The organism is Serratia sp. G204Y (assembly GCF_051172435.1).
In the GTDB taxonomy this organism is placed as follows: Bacteria; Pseudomonadota; Gammaproteobacteria; order Enterobacterales; family Enterobacteriaceae; genus Serratia; species Serratia sarumanii.
In genome coordinates this window covers 2,434,475-2,450,887 of record NZ_JBPIZA010000001.1, presented here as the reverse complement: position 1 = coordinate 2,450,887, position 16,413 = coordinate 2,434,475, and the positions used below count along the sequence as shown (strand labels likewise).

15 protein-coding genes are annotated in these 16,413 nt (G+C 62.9%); 5 read left to right on the top strand and 10 right to left on the bottom strand.

Annotated features, from left to right (window positions below; genetic code table 11):
• Positions 1-11 precede the first annotated feature (11 nt).
• Positions 12-710 carry a transcriptional regulator CecR gene (cecR, locus tag ACSBQQ_RS11930; protein WP_033647107.1) on the bottom strand — a complete coding sequence of 233 codons (699 nt, stop codon included), beginning with the start codon at positions 708-710 and terminating at the stop codon, positions 12-14.
• A gap of 297 nt (positions 711-1,007) precedes the next feature.
• On the opposite strand from cecR, the gene rhlE reads away from it, so the two are divergent.
• The 3 genes from rhlE to dusC all read left to right on the top strand — a co-directional run bounded on the left by rhlE (position 1,008) and on the right by dusC (position 4,475).
• Positions 1,008-2,384 (top strand): ATP-dependent RNA helicase RhlE, encoded by a 1,377-nt coding sequence (gene rhlE, locus ACSBQQ_RS11925; protein WP_033637514.1) that lies wholly within the window; start codon positions 1,008-1,010, stop codon positions 2,382-2,384.
• Positions 2,385-2,498: 114 nt separating this feature from the next.
• Positions 2,499-3,458 carry a D-2-hydroxyacid dehydrogenase family protein gene (locus ACSBQQ_RS11920; protein WP_060428246.1) on the top strand — a complete coding sequence of 320 codons (960 nt, stop codon included), beginning with the start codon at positions 2,499-2,501 and terminating at the stop codon, positions 3,456-3,458.
• Positions 3,459-3,542: 84 nt separating this feature from the next.
• Entirely contained in the window at positions 3,543-4,475 is a 933-nt protein-coding gene (dusC, locus tag ACSBQQ_RS11915; RefSeq protein ID WP_060428248.1) for a tRNA dihydrouridine(16) synthase DusC, read from the top strand.
• A 41-nt stretch (positions 4,476-4,516) separates the two neighbouring features.
• On the opposite strand, the gene ACSBQQ_RS11910 is transcribed toward dusC, so the two are convergent.
• The 8 genes from ACSBQQ_RS11910 to ACSBQQ_RS11875 form a co-directional block, all read right to left on the bottom strand.
• Positions 4,517-4,783 (bottom strand): hypothetical protein, encoded by a 267-nt coding sequence (locus ACSBQQ_RS11910; protein ID WP_004939738.1) that lies wholly within the window; start codon positions 4,781-4,783, stop codon positions 4,517-4,519.
• 246 nt (positions 4,784-5,029) lie between these two features.
• Positions 5,030-6,076 carry a ferric ABC transporter ATP-binding protein gene (fbpC, locus tag ACSBQQ_RS11905; RefSeq protein WP_060418312.1) on the bottom strand — a complete coding sequence of 349 codons (1,047 nt, stop codon included), beginning with the start codon at positions 6,074-6,076 and terminating at the stop codon, positions 5,030-5,032.
• A gap of 11 nt (positions 6,077-6,087) precedes the next feature.
• The gene (locus ACSBQQ_RS11900) at positions 6,088-8,166 is read right to left on the bottom strand and encodes an ABC transporter permease (RefSeq protein ID WP_060428251.1); all 2,079 of its coding nucleotides are present in this window, start codon (positions 8,164-8,166) and stop codon (positions 6,088-6,090) included.
• 67 nt (positions 8,167-8,233) lie between these two features.
• On the bottom strand, positions 8,234-9,265 hold the full coding sequence (locus tag ACSBQQ_RS11895) for an ABC transporter substrate-binding protein (protein ID WP_049212802.1): 1,032 nt from the start codon (positions 9,263-9,265) through the stop codon (positions 8,234-8,236).
• On the bottom strand, positions 9,262-10,590 hold the full coding sequence (gene uhpC / locus ACSBQQ_RS11890; RefSeq protein WP_268257853.1) for an MFS transporter family glucose-6-phosphate receptor UhpC: 1,329 nt from the start codon (positions 10,588-10,590) through the stop codon (positions 9,262-9,264). The genes ACSBQQ_RS11895 and uhpC overlap by 4 nt, the downstream gene beginning before the upstream one ends.
• A gap of 60 nt (positions 10,591-10,650) precedes the next feature.
• A complete protein-coding gene (locus ACSBQQ_RS11885) occupies positions 10,651-12,192 on the bottom strand; it encodes an MASE1 domain-containing sensor histidine kinase (protein WP_049212804.1) in 1,542 nt (513 codons plus the stop codon).
• The gene (locus ACSBQQ_RS11880) at positions 12,192-12,821 is read right to left on the bottom strand and encodes a response regulator transcription factor (RefSeq protein WP_033647090.1); all 630 of its coding nucleotides are present in this window, start codon (positions 12,819-12,821) and stop codon (positions 12,192-12,194) included. The genes ACSBQQ_RS11885 and ACSBQQ_RS11880 overlap by 1 nt, the downstream gene beginning before the upstream one ends.
• Positions 12,822-12,944: 123 nt before the next feature.
• On the bottom strand, positions 12,945-13,709 hold the full coding sequence (locus tag ACSBQQ_RS11875; protein ID WP_049212805.1) for an arylamine N-acetyltransferase family protein: 765 nt from the start codon (positions 13,707-13,709) through the stop codon (positions 12,945-12,947).
• A 151-nt stretch (positions 13,710-13,860) separates the two neighbouring features.
• Between ACSBQQ_RS11875 and ACSBQQ_RS11870 the strand changes: the two genes are divergently transcribed.
• Complete coding sequence (locus tag ACSBQQ_RS11870) at positions 13,861-14,613, top strand: SDR family NAD(P)-dependent oxidoreductase (RefSeq protein WP_033637526.1); 753 nt, start codon at positions 13,861-13,863, stop codon at positions 14,611-14,613.
• Here the strand turns inward: ACSBQQ_RS11870 and ACSBQQ_RS11865 are convergent.
• Positions 14,598-15,494, bottom strand: coding sequence for a LysR substrate-binding domain-containing protein (locus ACSBQQ_RS11865; RefSeq protein WP_049212806.1), 897 nt, complete (start codon positions 15,492-15,494; stop codon positions 14,598-14,600). The two genes, ACSBQQ_RS11870 and ACSBQQ_RS11865, sit on opposite strands and share 16 nt — an antisense overlap.
• A gap of 116 nt (positions 15,495-15,610) precedes the next feature.
• On the opposite strand from ACSBQQ_RS11865, the gene ACSBQQ_RS11860 reads away from it, so the two are divergent.
• A complete protein-coding gene (locus ACSBQQ_RS11860; protein ID WP_060428252.1) occupies positions 15,611-16,390 on the top strand; it encodes a HalD/BesD family halogenase in 780 nt (259 codons plus the stop codon).
• Positions 16,391-16,413: the final 23 nt, after the last annotated feature.

Genomic DNA, 16,413 nt, shown 5'->3' with positions numbered 1-16,413 from the left:
CCTGCCTGAATTTACGCGCCGTGACGTTGGCGCAGCCCAACAACCAGAATCTCGATATGCTCGCTCAGCACCGCCGCGACTTGCGCCGCTTCGCCCTCACCAATCTCTTGCCAGCCGGCCTGACGGCGGATGGTTTCGCGCGCCACGCGGAACGACAGCACCTCGCCGATCAGCGCATGGGTATGCAGCACGAGGCGGGGGGCGCGTTCGTCGATGCCGGTGGCGGCCGCCAGCAGGCGGCACAGCCGCTCGTGCATCGGCGCGATCACCTGGCTGTGGATCAGCGGGTAGGCGTCGGTCGGGGCGAGCTGTTCGCGCGACATGATTTTGCTCAGGTTCAGCGTGTGCGGCTGGGTCATCAGTTCGCTGAAGGCCAGCAGGCCACGCTGCAGCAAACGCAGCGCCGCGTCGGGTGAGCGCAGCGCGACGGGCTGTTGCCAGAAGCGATCGACCTCTTCGGCCAGCGGGGCGAACGCCTGCTGGATGAAATCGGCGAGCGACTGCGCCACGGCCAGGTACAGCCCCTCTTTGGAGCTGAAGTAGTAGGTGATGGCGGCGATGTTCTGGCCGGCGCGCTGGGCGATATCGCGGGTGGTGGCGCCCTGCAGGCCATATTCGCCGAACAGGTCGGTCGCCGCGGCGAGCAGCTGCCGGCGCGCTTGCTCGCCGCGCGCCCGGCCGGCGGCCTGATGAGGTACGGAAGCTGGCATGGGTCACGCTCGAAGTTAATCAATCATATGATTAACTTTATGCCAGATTGTTTAAAACGCAACCGCTAATCACAATGAGTTATGTGATCGGCTTCAGACAATGCTGAATTTACGGCAGATTGTGCTCTCCACGCGTAAAAGTGCTTTTTATTGCGCGACTTCTGTTACAATCGCCGCCTGGTGCACTGCAGTTTGTGCCAATCCCTCGTGGTCATGCTTAATGCCCCGTCTGATCATCCTCCCAGGAAACTGCACCGAACACCGTTAGGTTAGGGGGGATCTGGAGTTTTTCTCTTTATGTCATTTGAAACCCTCGGCTTAAGTGCTGAAATTGTGCGCGCTGTTGAAGAACAGGGCTATCGCGAACCGACGCCAATTCAGCGTCAGGCTATTCCTGTCGTGCTGGAAGGTCGTGACCTGATGGCCAGCGCCCAGACCGGCACCGGTAAAACCGCCGGTTTTACCCTGCCGCTGTTGCAGCTGCTGAGCAAGCATGACCATCCGGTCAAGGGCCGTCGCCCGGTGCGCGCGCTGATCCTGACGCCAACCCGTGAGCTGGCGGCGCAGATCGGCGAAAACGTCGATGCCTACAGCAAACACCTGCGCCTGCGTTCGCTGGTGGTGTTTGGCGGCGTGAGCATCAACCCGCAGATGATGAAGCTGCGCGGCGGCGTCGATATCCTGGTGGCGACGCCGGGTCGTCTGCTGGATCTGGAACATCAGAACGCGGTTGACCTGTCCAAAATCGAAATTCTGGTGCTGGACGAAGCGGACCGCATGCTGGACATGGGCTTTATCCACGACATCCGCCGCGTGCTGGCCAAACTGCCGGCCAAGCGTCAGAACCTGCTGTTCTCAGCCACCTTCTCCGACGACATCAAGGCGCTGGCCAACAAGCTGCTGCACAACCCGGCTTCGGTAGAAGTGGCGCGCCGCAACACCGCGTCCGAGCAGATCGAACAGAGCGTGCATTTCGTCGACAAGAAGCGTAAGCGGGAACTGCTGTCGCAGATGATCGGCGAAGGCGACTGGAAACAGGTGCTGGTGTTTACCCGCACCAAGCACGGCGCCAACCACCTGGCGGAGCAGCTGAACAAAGACGGCATCACCGCCGCGGCGATCCACGGCAACAAGAGCCAGGGCGCCCGTACCCGTGCGCTGGCGGACTTTAAAGACGGCCGCATCCGCGTGCTGGTGGCCACCGACATCGCGGCGCGCGGTCTGGATATCGACCAGCTGCCGCACGTGGTGAACTACGAGCTGCCTAACGTGCCGGAAGACTACGTGCACCGTATCGGCCGTACCGGCCGCGCGGAGCGCACCGGCGAAGCTATCTCGCTGGTGTGCGTGGACGAGCACAAGCTGCTGCGCGACATCGAGCGTCTGCTGAAGCGTGAAATTCCACGCATCGCGCTGCCGGGCTACGAGCCGGATCCGACCATCAAGGCCGAGCCGATCATCAACGGCCGCCAGGGTGGCGGGCGCGGTGCGCCGCGCGGCAACGGCGGTGGCCAGCGTTCCGGTAACGGCGGCGGTCAGCGCAGCGGTAACGCGAACGGCGGCCAGCGTGAAAACCGCGGCAACGGCAACGGTAACGCCCGCCCGCAGGGGGACGGCCAGCGCCGTTCCGGCGCGCCTTCGCGCCGCCCGCGCAATCGCAAACCGGCCGAATAAGCCTGATTGCTCTAAGAGTAAGCCGCCGATACGGGCGGCTTTTTTTTTGCCTGGCGGAACGGCATTTTCGTACTAGGCTGGACGGTGGCTAACCCTACATTCCAGGAGACGGAGATGAAATTGAAGTGCGCAATTCTCGATGATTACCAGCAGGTGGCGCTCAAGATGGCAGACTGGTCGGCACTGGCCGAGCGGGTGGAGGTGTCCGCCATCAGCGCGCACTTTACCGATGAGGCGGAGCTGGCGGTGCATCTGCAGGAGTGCGACATTCTGGTCATCATGCGCGAGCGCACGCCGATGACCGCCTCGCTGCTGGCGCGGCTGCCGAAGCTGAAGCTGCTGATCACCTCCGGCATGCGCAACGCCGCTATCGATTTGGCCGCCGCCGCCGAGCGCGGCGTGGCGGTGTGCGGCACCAGCAGCGGGTCGGCGGCGCCGATGGAGCTGACCTGGGCGCTGCTGCTCGGGCTGGCGAAGCATATCGTGCCGGAAAGCGTCGGGTTGAAAAACAACGGCCCGTGGCAGCGGGATCTCGGTGTTACCCTGCAGGGGAAAACGCTGGGGCTGCTGGGGCTGGGCAAGATCGGTGGCCAGATGGCCCGGGTGGCGCAGGCGTTCGGCATGCGGGTGCTGGCCTGGAGCCAGAACCTGACGGCGGAACGGGCGGCGCAGGAGGGGGTCCTGTTGGCGCCGTCCAAACGGGCGCTGTTCGAGCAGAGCGATTTTGTCTCTATCCACCTGGTGCTGAGCGATCGCAGCCGCGGGCTGGTGGGGCGCGACGAATTGACGGCGATGAAGCCCACCGCTTACCTGATCAACACCTCGCGTGCGGCGATCGTCGATCGGGCGGCGTTGGTGGACGTGCTGCAACAGAGGAAGATCGCCGGCGCCGGGCTGGACGTGTTCGAGACGGAGCCGCTGCCGGCCGACGATGCGTTTCGTCAGCTGCCCAACGTGCTGGCCACGCCGCATGTGGGCTACGTGGCGGACGACAACTACCGCGCCTACTTCACCGAGGCGGTCGAGGACATTGCGGCGTTCCTCGCCGGCCAACCGATCCGCCGGCTGGGCTGACGGCGCTTTTAATGCCCGCAGAGGCTTGTCTGGCGCGGGCATTCACCCGTATCATTGCGGGTCTTTTTTTAGCTGGGATTGGTCATGCGCGTATTATTGGCTCCGATGGAGGGCGTTCTCGATTCTTTGGTGCGTGAGTTGCTCACCGACGTGAACGACTACGATCTGTGCATCACCGAATTTTTGCGCGTGGTCGATCAGCTGCTGCCGGCCAAGTCGTTCTACCGGCTGTGCCCGGAGCTGCGCTGCGCCAGCCGCACGCCGTCGGGCACGCTTGTGCGCGTACAGCTGCTGGGGCAGCACCCACAGTGGCTGGCGGAGAACGCCGCGCGCGCGGTGGAGCTGGGCTCTTACGGCGTCGATCTCAACTGCGGCTGCCCGTCCAAGCTGGTGAACGGCAGCGGCGGCGGGGCGACGCTGCTCAAAGATCCGGAATTGATCTACCAGGGCGCCAAAGCGATGCGCGCGGCGGTGCCGGCCCATCTGCCGGTCACGGTGAAGGTGCGTTTGGGTTGGGACTCCTCCAACCGCAGTTTTGAAATCGCCGATGCGGTGCAGCAGGCGGGCGCCAGCGAGCTGACGGTGCATGGCCGCACCAAAGAGGACGGCTACAAGGCGGATCGCATCAACTGGGCGGCGATCGGCGAGATCCGTCAGCGGCTGAGCATTCCGGTGATCGCCAACGGCGAGATCTGGGATTACCGGAGCGCGCAGGATTGCCTGCAGACGACCGGCTGCGACGCCATCATGCTGGGGCGCGGCGCGCTCAACGTGCCGAACCTGAGCCGGGTGGTGAAGTACAACGAACCGCGCATGCCCTGGCCGCAGGTGGTTGAGCTGCTGCAAAAATACGTCCATCTGGAAAAGCAGGGCGACACCGGCCTGTATCACGTGGCGCGTATCAAACAGTGGCTGGGCTATTTACGCAAGGAATATGACGAAGCCACCGAACTGTTCAGCGAAATACGCGCGCTGACGACCTCGGGGGATATTGCGCGCGTCATCTGCCGCAGCTAAAAATAAACCCGCACGCGGCGGGTTTATTTAAATCGGTATTATCAGGCGGCTTTGTCGAGACGGTTCAATTCTATCTCGATATCCTGAATGGTTTTTTCCAGCCCTTCCAGGCAGGCACCCTGTTTATTCAACAGGTCGTTAATGGCTTCGGCGAATGCCTTATTTTTGCATTCCCCCTGATCGAAGGCCAGCCAGTGTGCGGAGAGCGTTTCGGTATTCGCCTGCGCATAGTGGCGCATTTCCTTCAGCTGGGAAGCGACGTTGCGTAAATTATCCAGCTGCGCCTGTGCGTTTGCATTGTTGCTCATGAATTTCTCCTTGAGTTGGCCGTTAAATAATTTCGACTGCGGGATCAAGCTTACCCCATCTAAATAAAAATATCACCCTTGGTGGCCCAGGTAGTTATTTTTTAATGAATGCGACTATATTTATTTTTCGATTGAACAAGGACTTGGGTGGAATTGTAAAAATAGATAAATACGGTTTTTTTGGCGGTTATTAACGGCCATTCCATGCGGAATGGCCGTTATTCTAACGCTTAAGAGTGATGCTTATTATGCCGCGTCCGCCAGCATAAACATGCCGTAGGGGTGTATTTCCAGATAATACTGTTCGCCGACGTTGGGCTGCAGGCGAGTGGCGTTAACCTGCAGCAAAATCTGCTGCCCATGCCACGCCACCGTGACTTCATACTGCGGCCCCATGTAGGCGACATGCTGGATCACGCAGCGCTGGCTTTCCTCGCCGTACTCGCTCAGCGTGATCGCTTCCGGCCGCACGCCCACCGTGCCGGCGCCTTCGGCGGTAAAGTGCGCGGGGCGCGGCAGGCGATAGCCGCTGATATCGACATAGTCCGCGCTGAAGCCGGCCGGGAACAGGTTGGCGTCCCCCATAAAGCTCGCCATAAAGCGCGACGCCGGCTGCCGATAGAGATCCTGCGGCGAGCCTATCTGCATGATATGCCCCTTGTTCATCACCAGCACGGTGTCTGAGACCGCGAAAGCCTCGCTCTGATCGTGGGTGACGTACAGCGACGTGATATCAAACTGCTTTTGCAGCTCGCGGATCTTTTCGCGCATGCTGCGGCGCAGGTTGGCGTCGAGGTTGCTCAACGGCTCGTCGAACAGCAGCACTTTCGGCTTGAGGATCAGCGCGCGCGCCAGCGCCACGCGCTGCTGTTGGCCGCCGGAGATCTGATCGACATAGCGATCGTCGAACCCCGCCAGATCCACCATCGCCAGCGCTTCCTGCACGCGCGCTTTCACTTCGGCGCGCGGAATGCCGAGCATCTTCAGGCCATAGCCGACGTTTTCCCCCAGCGACATGTGCGGGAACAGGGCATAAGACTGGAACACCATGCAGATGTCACGCTGCTGGATGGAACGATGGGTAACGTCTTCACCATCAATGAATATCTGCCCGTCGCTCGGCTTTTCCAGCCCGGCGACCAGGCGCAAAATGGTGGTCTTGCCGCAGCCGGAAGGGCCGAGCAGCGTCACCATCTGCCCCCGAGGGATGGTGAGCGCGATGTTATCGATCACCGTGTTGCTGCCGAACCGTTTGGAGACGTTGCGCAGTTCAACGAAATTTTTCTGGCTCATCATGGGCTCCATTACGCCTGGTTTTTGGCTTTTGAACGGGAGATGCGTGCCTCGCCGATCAGCCAGTCAAAGAGGAAAATAATCGCCAGCATCACCACGATCAGAATTGAACCGTAGGCGATCGCCACCCCGTATTCGCCGTCTTCCACGCGGTTGAGGATGTATGCGGTGGCCACGCGGGTATCGGGGGTGACCAGGAAGACGATGGCGCTGACGGTGGTGATGGCGCGCACGAAGCTGTAGATCAGCGCCGACAGGATCGCCGGGCGCAGCAGCGGCAGCAGGATGTGCGTGATGGTGCGCAGCGAGCCGGCGCGCAGGCTGAGCGAGGCTTCGTCCAGCGATTTGTCTATCTGGCCCAGCCCGGCGATCCCGGCGCGAATGCCCACCGGCACGTTGCGCATCACCATCGAGATAATCACGATGGCGGCCGTCCCGGTGAGGTACACCGGCGCGCTGTTGAAGGCGAGAATGTAAGAGACGCCGGCCACGGTGCCCGGCACCGCAAAGCACAGCATGGTGGTGAACTCGATGGTCTTTTTGCCCCTGAACTGCTGGCGCACCACGATCCAGGCGATCAGCAGGCCGAAGGCGGCGGTGATCGGCGCGGCGATCCCGGCGTACAGCAGCGTGTCGAGCAGCGAAGGCCACGCGCCGTCGCTCATGCCCTGGCCGAACAGCTTGATGAAGTTATCCAGCGTCAGCGTGTAATCCACCCCCCAGTTGACGGTGAAGCTGCCGTAGAAAATGCTGCCGTAGAGCAGGGCGTTAAAGGCTATCCACACCGCCAGCAGCGCGATCACGCCCCACACCAGCGTGACCGGCAGCGGCTGTACGTCGCCGCGGTAGGATTTGCCGGACACGGTGACGTAAGAGCGTTTGCCGATCCACAGGTATTGGATGCAGAACACCAGCAGCGAGAACAGCAGCAGGAAGGCGCCGAGGGTGCTGGCGGCCTGATAGTCGAGCTGCGAGCCGGTGATGTAGAAATAGATTTGCGTCGCCAGCACGTCGAAGTTGCCGCCGAGCACCAGCGGGTTGCTGAAGTCGGCCAGCGATTGCACCACCACGATCAGAAACGCGTTGGCCAGCGCCGGTTTCAGCAGCGGCACGAACACGCCGTTAAAGGTTTGCCAACGGCTGGCGCGCAGGGTGTAGGAGGCTTCTTCCAGCGAAGGATGAATGGTCTTGATCGCGCCGTCGAGGATCATGAACGCCATCGGCGTGAACGCCAGCACCTGCGCCAGCCAGATGCCGGTAAAGCCGTACAGCCAGTTGGTGTTGGTCAGGCCGAACCAGGCCACCATCCACTCGGTGACGTAGCCGGAGCGCCCCATCATCAGCGTGACGCCCAGGCCGACGACGAACGGCGGCGTGACGATGGGCAGGATGGAGAAGATGCGGCCGATAATGGCGCTGCGCTTGGCGATGCGGGTGGTGTAAATCGCCAGCACCAGGCCGAAGAAGGTGCAGCCGGCGCCCACCGCGATCGACAGGGCGATGGAGTTGAGGATCACCTGAACGATATGCGCCTGCGACAGCACGTTCATAAACGCCAGCGGCGCGAACGCACCCGTCTGGTCGGTGAACATCGGAATGAAAATCGCGATGCTCGGCCAGACGATGAAGACGCCGATCAGCGCCACGATGGTGACCAGCGCACCGATAACGAAACGGTCGCCGCCCAGCCATTCGAGGCGGGTCAGCGCCAGCGTCATGATGGCGCCCAGCGCGGTCAATTGCACCAGGGTGGCGTAGCCTAAACCGCGCCCCGCCACCGTGGCGCTGACGACGATAAAGGCCATGCACAGCAGCGCCCAGCCGGCATCGAACGCGTGGCGCCGCCGCCGTTCACCGCCCGCCGGGGCGTAGGGGCGAAGCAGCAGCAGGCTCGGCAACAGGCACCATAGCCAGCTGACATTGCGGTGTGACCAGCCGTAGGCCGCGAGGATTTCATCGCCGGTGGACTCCAGCAGGCCGTAATCCAGGCTCCAGCTCGGCAGCAGGGCGAACGCCAGCCAGCCAAGCAAGACCCAAAGGAATATCGCATCTCGTTTTTTCACGAGATGGAGAGCATGTGTATGTGACATAAGTTTCCCGGATGTTCAGGCCGGGTAAGGCGTGAGGCTTACCCGGCAACAGGCGCAGAATGCGGGTTTATTTACCCATCTTGACTTCGCTGACCCATTTGTTGATCAGCGCCTTGCGGACCTCGGTCGAGCCGTATTTGTCCATGTCGTAGTTGATCAGTTTCAGATCGTCGAGCTTCAGCGAGTTCGGCGAGGTAGCGGCGGTGGTATTGGTCAGGATCTGATAGGACTTACCTTTCTGCCATGCCAGTTCCTGCGCCTCTTTCGACAGCACCCAATCCACGAACAGCTTGGCGTTGTCGAGGTTGCGCGCGCCTTTGAGGATGCTGACGCCGCCGATTTCGTAGCCGGTGCCTTCACAAGGCGAGATCAGCTCAAGCGGCGCGCCCTGTTCCTTTTCGAGCGAGTAGTCATGCAGGAAACCGATGCCGATCGCCGTTTCACCGCGGGCGGCGTTGCGCGCCGGGGCAATGCCGGACTTGGTGTACTGCGAGACGTTGGCGTTCAGCTGCTTGAGGTAATCGAACGCCTGATCGTCTCCCCACAGCTGGGCAAAGGTCGCCAGCGCGGTGTAGGCGGTGCCGGAGCTCTGCGGATCGGCGATTTGAATCTCGCCTTTGTATTCCGGCTTGGTCAGGTCTTTCCAGCACTTGGGCACCGGCAGGTTTTTCTCTTGCAGGCGCTGGGTATTGACGCCAAAGCCGAGAATGCCGACGTAGACCGCCGAGGAGTAGTTGCCTTTCAGCTTCGCCGGATCGCGGAATTGTGGCATCACCTGTTCGAGGTTTGGCGATTTATATGGCTGCAGCAGCCCCATTTCACCGGCCTGGGATTGCGGATCGAGCGTGCCGCCGTACCAGACGTCCGCCTGCGGGTTTTTCTTCTCGGCGTCCACTTTCGCCAGCGTGCTGCCGGAGCCGTTGCGGATGAACGAGGTTTTCACGTCATATTTCTCGCCGAAGGCTTTGGTTTCCGCTTCGCACATTTCATTGGTGGCGCTGCAGTAGACCACCAGGCGGCCCTTGGCGTGCGCGGCGCCGCTCAGCGTGGCCAGCGCGATGCCGGAAGCTATCAGGGTAGTGACTAAGGTTTTTTTCATTGTTTTATCCTTCTCTCGGTAGAGGTGGTAACGCTCGCCATCAGCAGCGGCATCAGCAATAAACCCATAAGAACGGCGGCGATCGACAGCAAACTGAACATGCCTGACCAGCCGTAGCCTTCGATGATCTGCGACAGCGGCCAGCCCGCCAGCGCGGCCCCCAGGTAGGCGAACAGGCCGAGAAAACCGGTGATGGAGCCCGCTGCGCCTTTGTGCCCGCATTCCACGGCGGCGAGGCCAATCAGCATCTGTGGGCCGAAGACAAAAAAGCCCACCGCAAAGAAACAGCCCGCCAGCAGCGCGTAGTGATGCACCGGCGCCAGCCACAGCGCGGCGACGGAAACCATCAGCCCGAGCGTGAACAGCAAAATCATCGGCGCGCGCTGCCCGCCGAACAGCAAATCCGAGCCCCAGCCGGCGAACAGCGCGCCGAGCAGGCCGCCTACCTCGAACAGCATCACCGTGGCGTTGGCGCTGAGCAGGTTGACGCCGTGGCTTTCCGTCAGCCAGAGATTGCCCCAGTCGTTCAACGCGATGCGGATCAGGTAGACCAGCACGTAAGAGACGCCGAGCAGCCAGATCATCGGGTTCTTCAGCATCGTGGTGCGCAACATCTGCCACAGCCCCATCGGCGGGCTTTGCTGTTCCTGGCGCAGTTCCAGCGGATCGTGGCGCCACCGGCCGACCGACGGCAGGCCTTCTTCCTGCGGCGTGCCCGTCAGCCGCCGCGTGAGCCAGATGCCCAACACCATGCTGACGGCGCCCGGGATCAGCATCGCCGCCTGCCAGCCCCAGCGCTGGGCGGCGAAGGCGCTGATCAGCGGCACGAGCGCGCCGCCGAGGTTGATCGACATATTCCAGCAGCCCCACCAGAAGCCACGCTCGTTGCGCGAATACCAGTGGGTCAGCAGCCGCGCGCAGGGCGGCCAGCCCCAGCCCTGAAAGAAGCCGTTCAGCGCCCAGACCGCCAGCAGCAGCGTCAACGATTCGCCGAAGGCAAACGCCACGTTCAGCAAGCCGGTGGCGCACAGGCCGATCCCCATAAACTTGCGCTGCCCGTGGCCGTCGTGCCACAGTCCGGCGGCGAATTTCGACAGGCCGTAGCTCAGGTAAAACAGCGAGCCGAGCAGGCCGATGTCCCCTTTATCCAGCCCCAAATCCGTTTGCAGCGCCGGCAGCACGTAATTCACGCTTTTGCGCGTCAGGTAAAAGGCGGCGTACCCGATGACCATGTACAGCAGCAGTCGCGGGCGCAGCGCGCGGTAACGATGATCGATTTCAGATGCCGAGCGTGCCTGCATAGCCGCCTCCCTGGTGCTGACTATAAGAAGGTGAAAGGGAAAGGGGATGAGAGAAAGTCCGGAGTGGCTAAGACTTTTTCCTAGTTAGTCGATGGTTTGTTGCAAATTTGTGGGCAGGTTAACAATTACCCTCGTGCCGCAATGCGTTTCCAGCGTCAGCTCGCCGCCCAGCGCGCTGACCCGCTCGCGCATCCCCTGAATGCCGAGGCCGGGCGCCTTGTCCACGCGGATGCCGACGCCGTTGTCCCGCACCTCGAGGTGCAAAAGCGCGCCCTGTTGATACAAGACGATGGCGACCTCGCTGGCTTCGGCATGTTTGCACACGTTGTTGAGCAGCTCTTGCAGCAGCCGGTAGAGGGTGAAGCGCACCGTTTCGCCGGCGGGCGTGTCTATGAGCCGGTAGTCGAAACGGCAGCGGATGCCCCGTTCGGCAAAGGCGAATTCGCTCAGCAGGTGGTGAAGCGCCTCTTTGAACGCCAGTTCGTCCAACGCGGGCGGGCGAAGCTGGCGCAGCAGCTGGCGCGTGGAGTGATGAATGCGCCGGGCGAGCTCGCTTATCTGGTGCGCGGCGGCCTGGGTTTGCGCCGGATCGCGCGCCCGTTTGACCAGCTGCGACTGGATTTGAATCGCGGTGATGTTCTGGCCGATTTCATCGTGCAGCTCGCGCGCCAGATTTTTCCGCGTGTCTTCTTCGGTGTGGATCAGTTTTTCGGTCAGCGCCCGCCGCGCCGCCAGCTCTTCTTCCAGGCGACGCTGATAGTGGTGCAGGTTTTGCGCCAGGTGCTGCTGGCGGCTGATGGCGATGCCCAAGCCGATGCCGAGCAGCGCCTGCGTCGCCAGAAAGATTTCCAGCTCGACCAGATTGCCGAACCCCACGCCGACCTGCCGGGCGAGGGTGATCATCATGCTGCCGAGCAGGCCGGACAGCACGCCGCCCTGCCAGCCGAACTTCCACGCCATCACCACGTTCGGCAGAAACACCACGATCAGCAGCAGGCGTTCGATTTCCGGCGACAGCACCATCTGCGTGCCGATGCCGATAACGAAAAACAGGCTGCACCAGATGATTAAGGACGCGCGCAGCGGCGGGTTGGGGGTGTCCAGCCCCAGCAGGTGGTAACGGTGCTGCTGGCGCAGAAATTCAAAGATCAGGTAGACGAACGGGGCCAGCAAGACGCCGCCGGTAAACGACGCCAGGCCAAGCAGCATCGCCGGGCTTGGCACAAACGGCGAAAGCAGGGTGGTATTGAGCAGCGAGGCGGCGGTCACCGCAGCCAGCAGCAGCGTCAGCCGCTGCCAGTAGAGCGGAAAACGGTGCCAGAGTCGTTGCGCGACCGCGGCCGGAAGCAGGGTGATAAACGGCGCGGCCAGCAGGCCGTAGCCGCTCAGCAGGCGTTCGCCGTGCAGCCAGAACAGCAACAGCACCGGCGGAATTATCAGGGCGGGCCAATAGCGGCGCGCCAGCAGGATCAGCAGCGCGAGATAGACGCCGTGCGGCAGAAACAGCGCCGCCTGGTTGCCGTTGTGGGTCAGATAGAAGCCGAGCGTCCACAGCATCAGCCAGCCGCTGCCCCAGGCCAACAGGATAAACAGTGAGATAACCCAGGGCCGGAGTTTGGGCGACATCAATGCCCCGCCAGCAACTGATGGTCGAGGGCGAAATGCACCAGCTCGATGGTGCTGTTGCACTGCAACTTGCCCAGGACGTTGGCGCGATGCACGTGCACCGTTTTATGGCTGAGCGCGAGCTTGAAAGCGATCTCCTTTACGCTGTCGCCTTTGACCAGCAGATCGAAGATTTCACGCTCGCGCGGGGTCAGCGCTTCCAGCGCCGTGGCCGGCTGCTCGCCGCCGCGCAGCGCCCGCAGCGCGTCGGCGCACAGGTAATGGCCGCCCATATCGACGGAACGCACCGCCTGCACCAGCTCTTCCGGCCCGCAGCGTTTGGTCAGATAGCCGCTGGCGCCGGCGTCCAGCGCGCTTTGCACGAAGGTGGGGGAGTCATAGATGCTGAGGATGATCGCGCGGAACTGCGGCTTCTGCGCCCGCAGGCGCTTCAACAGGCTGAGGCCGTTTTCATCCGGCATGGCGATGTCCATCAACGCGACGCTGACGTCGTCGCGCAGCAATGCCGGCCAGGCCGCCGCCGCGCTGCTGTATTGCCCCACCACGTCGAGATCGTCCTCGAGGCTGAGCAATTGCGCAAAGCCGGAGCGCACCACCACATGGTCATCCACCAGTATCACACGGATCATTTTTCGCACTCTGTTGCCGAATCATGGCCCTATGATGCCTGCCGCCGCGGTGCTGGCAATCAGCCAAGCGCGGTTATGCAATCGGTGTAACAGAATCGTAATAAAAGGGCGCCGCCTGCGCCGTCAACGATCCAAATCGATGGCGAAATGCTGCCACAGCGCGGCGCGCCGCTCCTCTTCCGAATGCAGCGTCGTTTCGTGGCGCTGATGATCTTCGGTCACGATCAGCTTCATGTCGCTGAGGGTCACCCGGCCGTGGTCCGTCGGCCGTGAACACACCAGCCGCTGGGTGAAGTGCGACTGCGGCGAGGTGCTGTGGAAGCGGCACATCTCGTCGAACTCATGCAGCTCGCGCGGCTGAACGGTAAAGCGATACAGGGTTTTGGCATGCGAACGTTGGTCGCCGTTGCGGCGCTCCAGCAGGTAATAGTCGCCTTCCCGCTCCAGGTGGAAGGTGCCGCTGGCCTGCGGTTGCGGCTCGGCGGCGACGATCTTCAGCGGCGTCAGGAAGGAATCGCCGAAACCGACGTCCACCAGCCAGGCCTGGCCCGCCAGATCCAACCGCAGCGCCAGATGGTCGTAGGGCGGGCCGAAATGGCCGTCGCGCGCGCGGATCTCGCCGGAGATGAAGCTCACCTTGAAACCGATCTCCCGCAGCAGCAGGGCGAACAGCGCGTTCAGCTCATAACAGAAACCGCCGCGGTTGCGCTCGACCACCTTGCTGAACAGCGCCTCCGGCGCCAGCTGAATACCCTGATGATAAATAATGCTCAGGTTCTCGAACGGGACGCTCAGCATGTGGCGATGGTGCAGCTGTTGCAACGTGTGGAGGTCAGGGCGGGCGGCGCCGGTAAAGCCGATATGCTGCAGGTAGCGTTGGGTATCCACAGGGAGTCTCGCATGAGAAAAAGTAGGCATAAAATAGCGGGCTTTGCGGCTTTTGTGAGCGCATTACGTGCTGCGCTGTCGCTGCTGCCGCAAACTGTCACTGGTCGGCGTTAGCCTGTTCCCCTGAGTTCAATCTGGCAGGAGAACGGTTATGCAAGATTTCAAACATCGGGTGGCGCTGGTGACCGGCGCTTCCACCGGCATCGGCGAAGCGATCGCCGCCGAACTGTTTCGGCGCGGTGCCACGGTGGTGATGACCGGCCGCCACGCCGCGCCTCTCGCCGCCGCCGCCGCGCGGCTCGATCCCGAGGGCCGACGGGTGATGACGTTGCGGATGGACGTGCGTGAGGCGCCGTCGGTGCAGCAGGGTATTGAAGAGACGGTGCGGCGCTGCGGCGCGCTGCATCTGTTGGTCAACAACGCCGGGATCACCGGCCCGCACGAGGTGGACATCGATCGGTACGCGGTCGAAGATTGGCATGAGGTGATCGCCACCTGCCTGAGCGGCACGTTTTTCGGCATGAAGTACGGCCTGCCGGCGATCGTCGCCGGCGGCGGCGGGGCGGTGGTGAACCTATCTTCCGCCAACGGCGTGGTGGGCATTGCCGGGATCGCGCCTTATACCGCCGCCAAGCATGGCGTGTTGGGCCTGACGCGCTCGGCGGCGCTGGAGTTCGCCACGCGCGGCGTGCGCATCAACGCCGTCGGGCCGGGCTATGTGGAGACGCCGGCGATGGGGACTCTGCCGGCGTCGGCGCGGGCGCAGATGGCCGCTTCGCACCCGATGGGGAGAATGGCGACGCGGGAAGAGGTGGCGAAAACGGTGGCTTTCCTGCTCTCGGACGACAGCAGTTTCACCACCGGCGCGTTTTACAGCATCGACGGCGGTTATACCGCGCGCTGAGCCAGCGCCTGCAACCAATTGAGAAACGCCGCTGCGCCGGGTTTTTCCAGCGTGCGCGGCGGGTAAACCACGTAGTAGGGTTTGCTGAGCGGCAGCGCCGGTTCGGCCAGGGTGACCAGCTGGCCTGCCGCCAGTTCACGGCCGATCAGCCGCCGCTGGCCGAGCAGCACCCCGCGCCCTTGCACGGCGGCGTCGATGGCCAGTGAAGTCAGGTTATAGGTCAGCCCGCGCCGCGCCGGCGGCATTCGCTCGGCGGCGGTAAACCACTCGTGCCAGCCCGGCAGAAACTGGCTCTCTTTGCCCCAGTCGACGTGGATCAGCGGCAACTGCGTCCAGTCGCCGCGATCGCGCAGCGCCGGGCTGCACACCGGCTGCACCCGATCTTGAAACAGCCGCACCTTTTCCAGCAGCGGGTAATCCTGTTCGCCGAAGCACAGGGCGAAGTCCGCCGCCGAATGGGCGAAATCGACCGCCGCATGGGTGGCGTGCAGCCGCAGATCGCCGTCGGGGCACTGCGCCAGCCAGTCGCCCAGCGCCGGGTTCAGCCACTTGGAGGCCAACGCCGGCAGGGCGAACACCGTCAGCGTCTGTTTGCCGCGCTGGCGCTCGACGTGCTGCTGCGCCACGCGCAGCGTTTCGAACGCCTCCTGCACGTAGGCCAGGTAGTCCGCGCCCTGTTCGGTCAGCGTGACGCCGCTTTTGGCGCGGATGAACAGCGTGATGCCCAGATGCTGTTCGAGCTGGCGGATCTGCTGGCTGACGGCGGCGGCGGTCAGCGCCAGCGTATCCGCCGCGCGGGCCAGGCTGCCGGTGCGGGCGGCGGTTTCGAACGCCAGAATGGCGCTCAGCTTGGGCAAGCGCGCGCGGAACGGTGAGTGCATGGGCAGGGCTATCGCTAAGAATTGGTTAGCTTATCCATAACGTATTTTTGTTATGGCGGCAATACGCCATTCGCTACAGTGAGAGGCATCCGGCTATCGCACACGAGGGGAACGCCATGCCGCAACTTGCCGATATTATCGATCTGTCCGCTCATCCCATCGACGACGCCGCATTCCGCGTCCGCTGCCGGCAAACGCTGGAGCGCGCCGGCGCGCTGGTGCTGCCGGGATTTCTGCGCGCCGCCGCGCTGGCGACGGTAAGGCTGGAAGGCTCCGAACAGCACCACGCGGCGTTTTACGCCACCAGCAAACACAACGTGTATCTGCGGCCGCAGGACGATACGCTGCCGGCCAATCACGCGCGCAACCGGCTGGTGGTGTCGTCCAAGGGCTGCATTACCGACGAAGATATTCCGCCGCAGTCGCCGCTGCGTGCGCTGTACGACGCCCCGGCGTTTCGCGCGTTCCTCTGCGCGGTGCTGGATGAGGCGCAGCTGTATCCCTACGCCGATCGGCTGTCGTCGATCAACCTGCATTACGCCCACACCGGCCAGGAGCTGGGCTGGCACTTCGACAACTCGTCGTTCGCCATCACGCTGCTGATCCAGAAACCGGCGGCAGGCGGGCGTTTCGAGTACGTGGAGAACCTGCGCGACGCCGATCGCGGCGAGATGAACTATGCCGGGGTCACGCAGGTGCTGGACGGCGAGCGGGCGGCCAAACGGCTGGCGATGGAGGAGGGGGATTTGGTGCTGTTTCGCGGGCGCAACGCCATGCACCGGGTGACGCCGACCGAAGGCGACACCACGCGCATGCTGGTGGTGCTGGCCTACAATGCGCAGCCGGACGTGATGCTGTCGGAAAGCGCCAGAATGACGTTCTACGGCCGCTTATAGCGGATAAAAAAACCGCCCCGGAG

Excerpts from the sequence above, each read along its gene's own strand:
- ACSBQQ_RS11900 (WP_060428251.1), bottom strand. The coding sequence starts at position 8,166 with ATGTCACATACACATGCTCTCCATCTCGTGAAAAAACGAGATGCGATA.
- ACSBQQ_RS11860 (WP_060428252.1), top strand. The coding sequence starts at position 15,611 with ATGCCGCAACTTGCCGATATTATCGATCTGTCCGCTCATCCCATCGAC.
- fbpC (WP_060418312.1), bottom strand. The coding sequence starts at position 6,076 with ATGAGCCAGAAAAATTTCGTTGAACTGCGCAACGTCTCCAAACGGTTC.
- ACSBQQ_RS11895 (WP_049212802.1), bottom strand. The coding sequence starts at position 9,265 with ATGAAAAAAACCTTAGTCACTACCCTGATAGCTTCCGGCATCGCGCTG.
- ACSBQQ_RS11910 (WP_004939738.1), bottom strand. The coding sequence starts at position 4,783 with ATGAGCAACAATGCAAACGCACAGGCGCAGCTGGATAATTTACGCAAC.
- ACSBQQ_RS11920 (WP_060428246.1), top strand. The coding sequence starts at position 2,499 with ATGAAATTGAAGTGCGCAATTCTCGATGATTACCAGCAGGTGGCGCTC.
- cecR (WP_033647107.1), bottom strand. The coding sequence starts at position 710 with ATGCCAGCTTCCGTACCTCATCAGGCCGCCGGCCGGGCGCGCGGCGAG.
- ACSBQQ_RS11865 (WP_049212806.1), bottom strand. The coding sequence starts at position 15,494 with ATGCACTCACCGTTCCGCGCGCGCTTGCCCAAGCTGAGCGCCATTCTG.
- ACSBQQ_RS11885 (WP_049212804.1), bottom strand. The coding sequence starts at position 12,192 with ATGTCGCCCAAACTCCGGCCCTGGGTTATCTCACTGTTTATCCTGTTG.
- ACSBQQ_RS11870 (WP_033637526.1), top strand. The coding sequence starts at position 13,861 with ATGCAAGATTTCAAACATCGGGTGGCGCTGGTGACCGGCGCTTCCACC.
- ACSBQQ_RS11880 (WP_033647090.1), bottom strand. The coding sequence starts at position 12,821 with ATGATCCGTGTGATACTGGTGGATGACCATGTGGTGGTGCGCTCCGGC.
- rhlE (WP_033637514.1), top strand. The coding sequence starts at position 1,008 with ATGTCATTTGAAACCCTCGGCTTAAGTGCTGAAATTGTGCGCGCTGTT.
- dusC (WP_060428248.1), top strand. The coding sequence starts at position 3,543 with ATGCGCGTATTATTGGCTCCGATGGAGGGCGTTCTCGATTCTTTGGTG.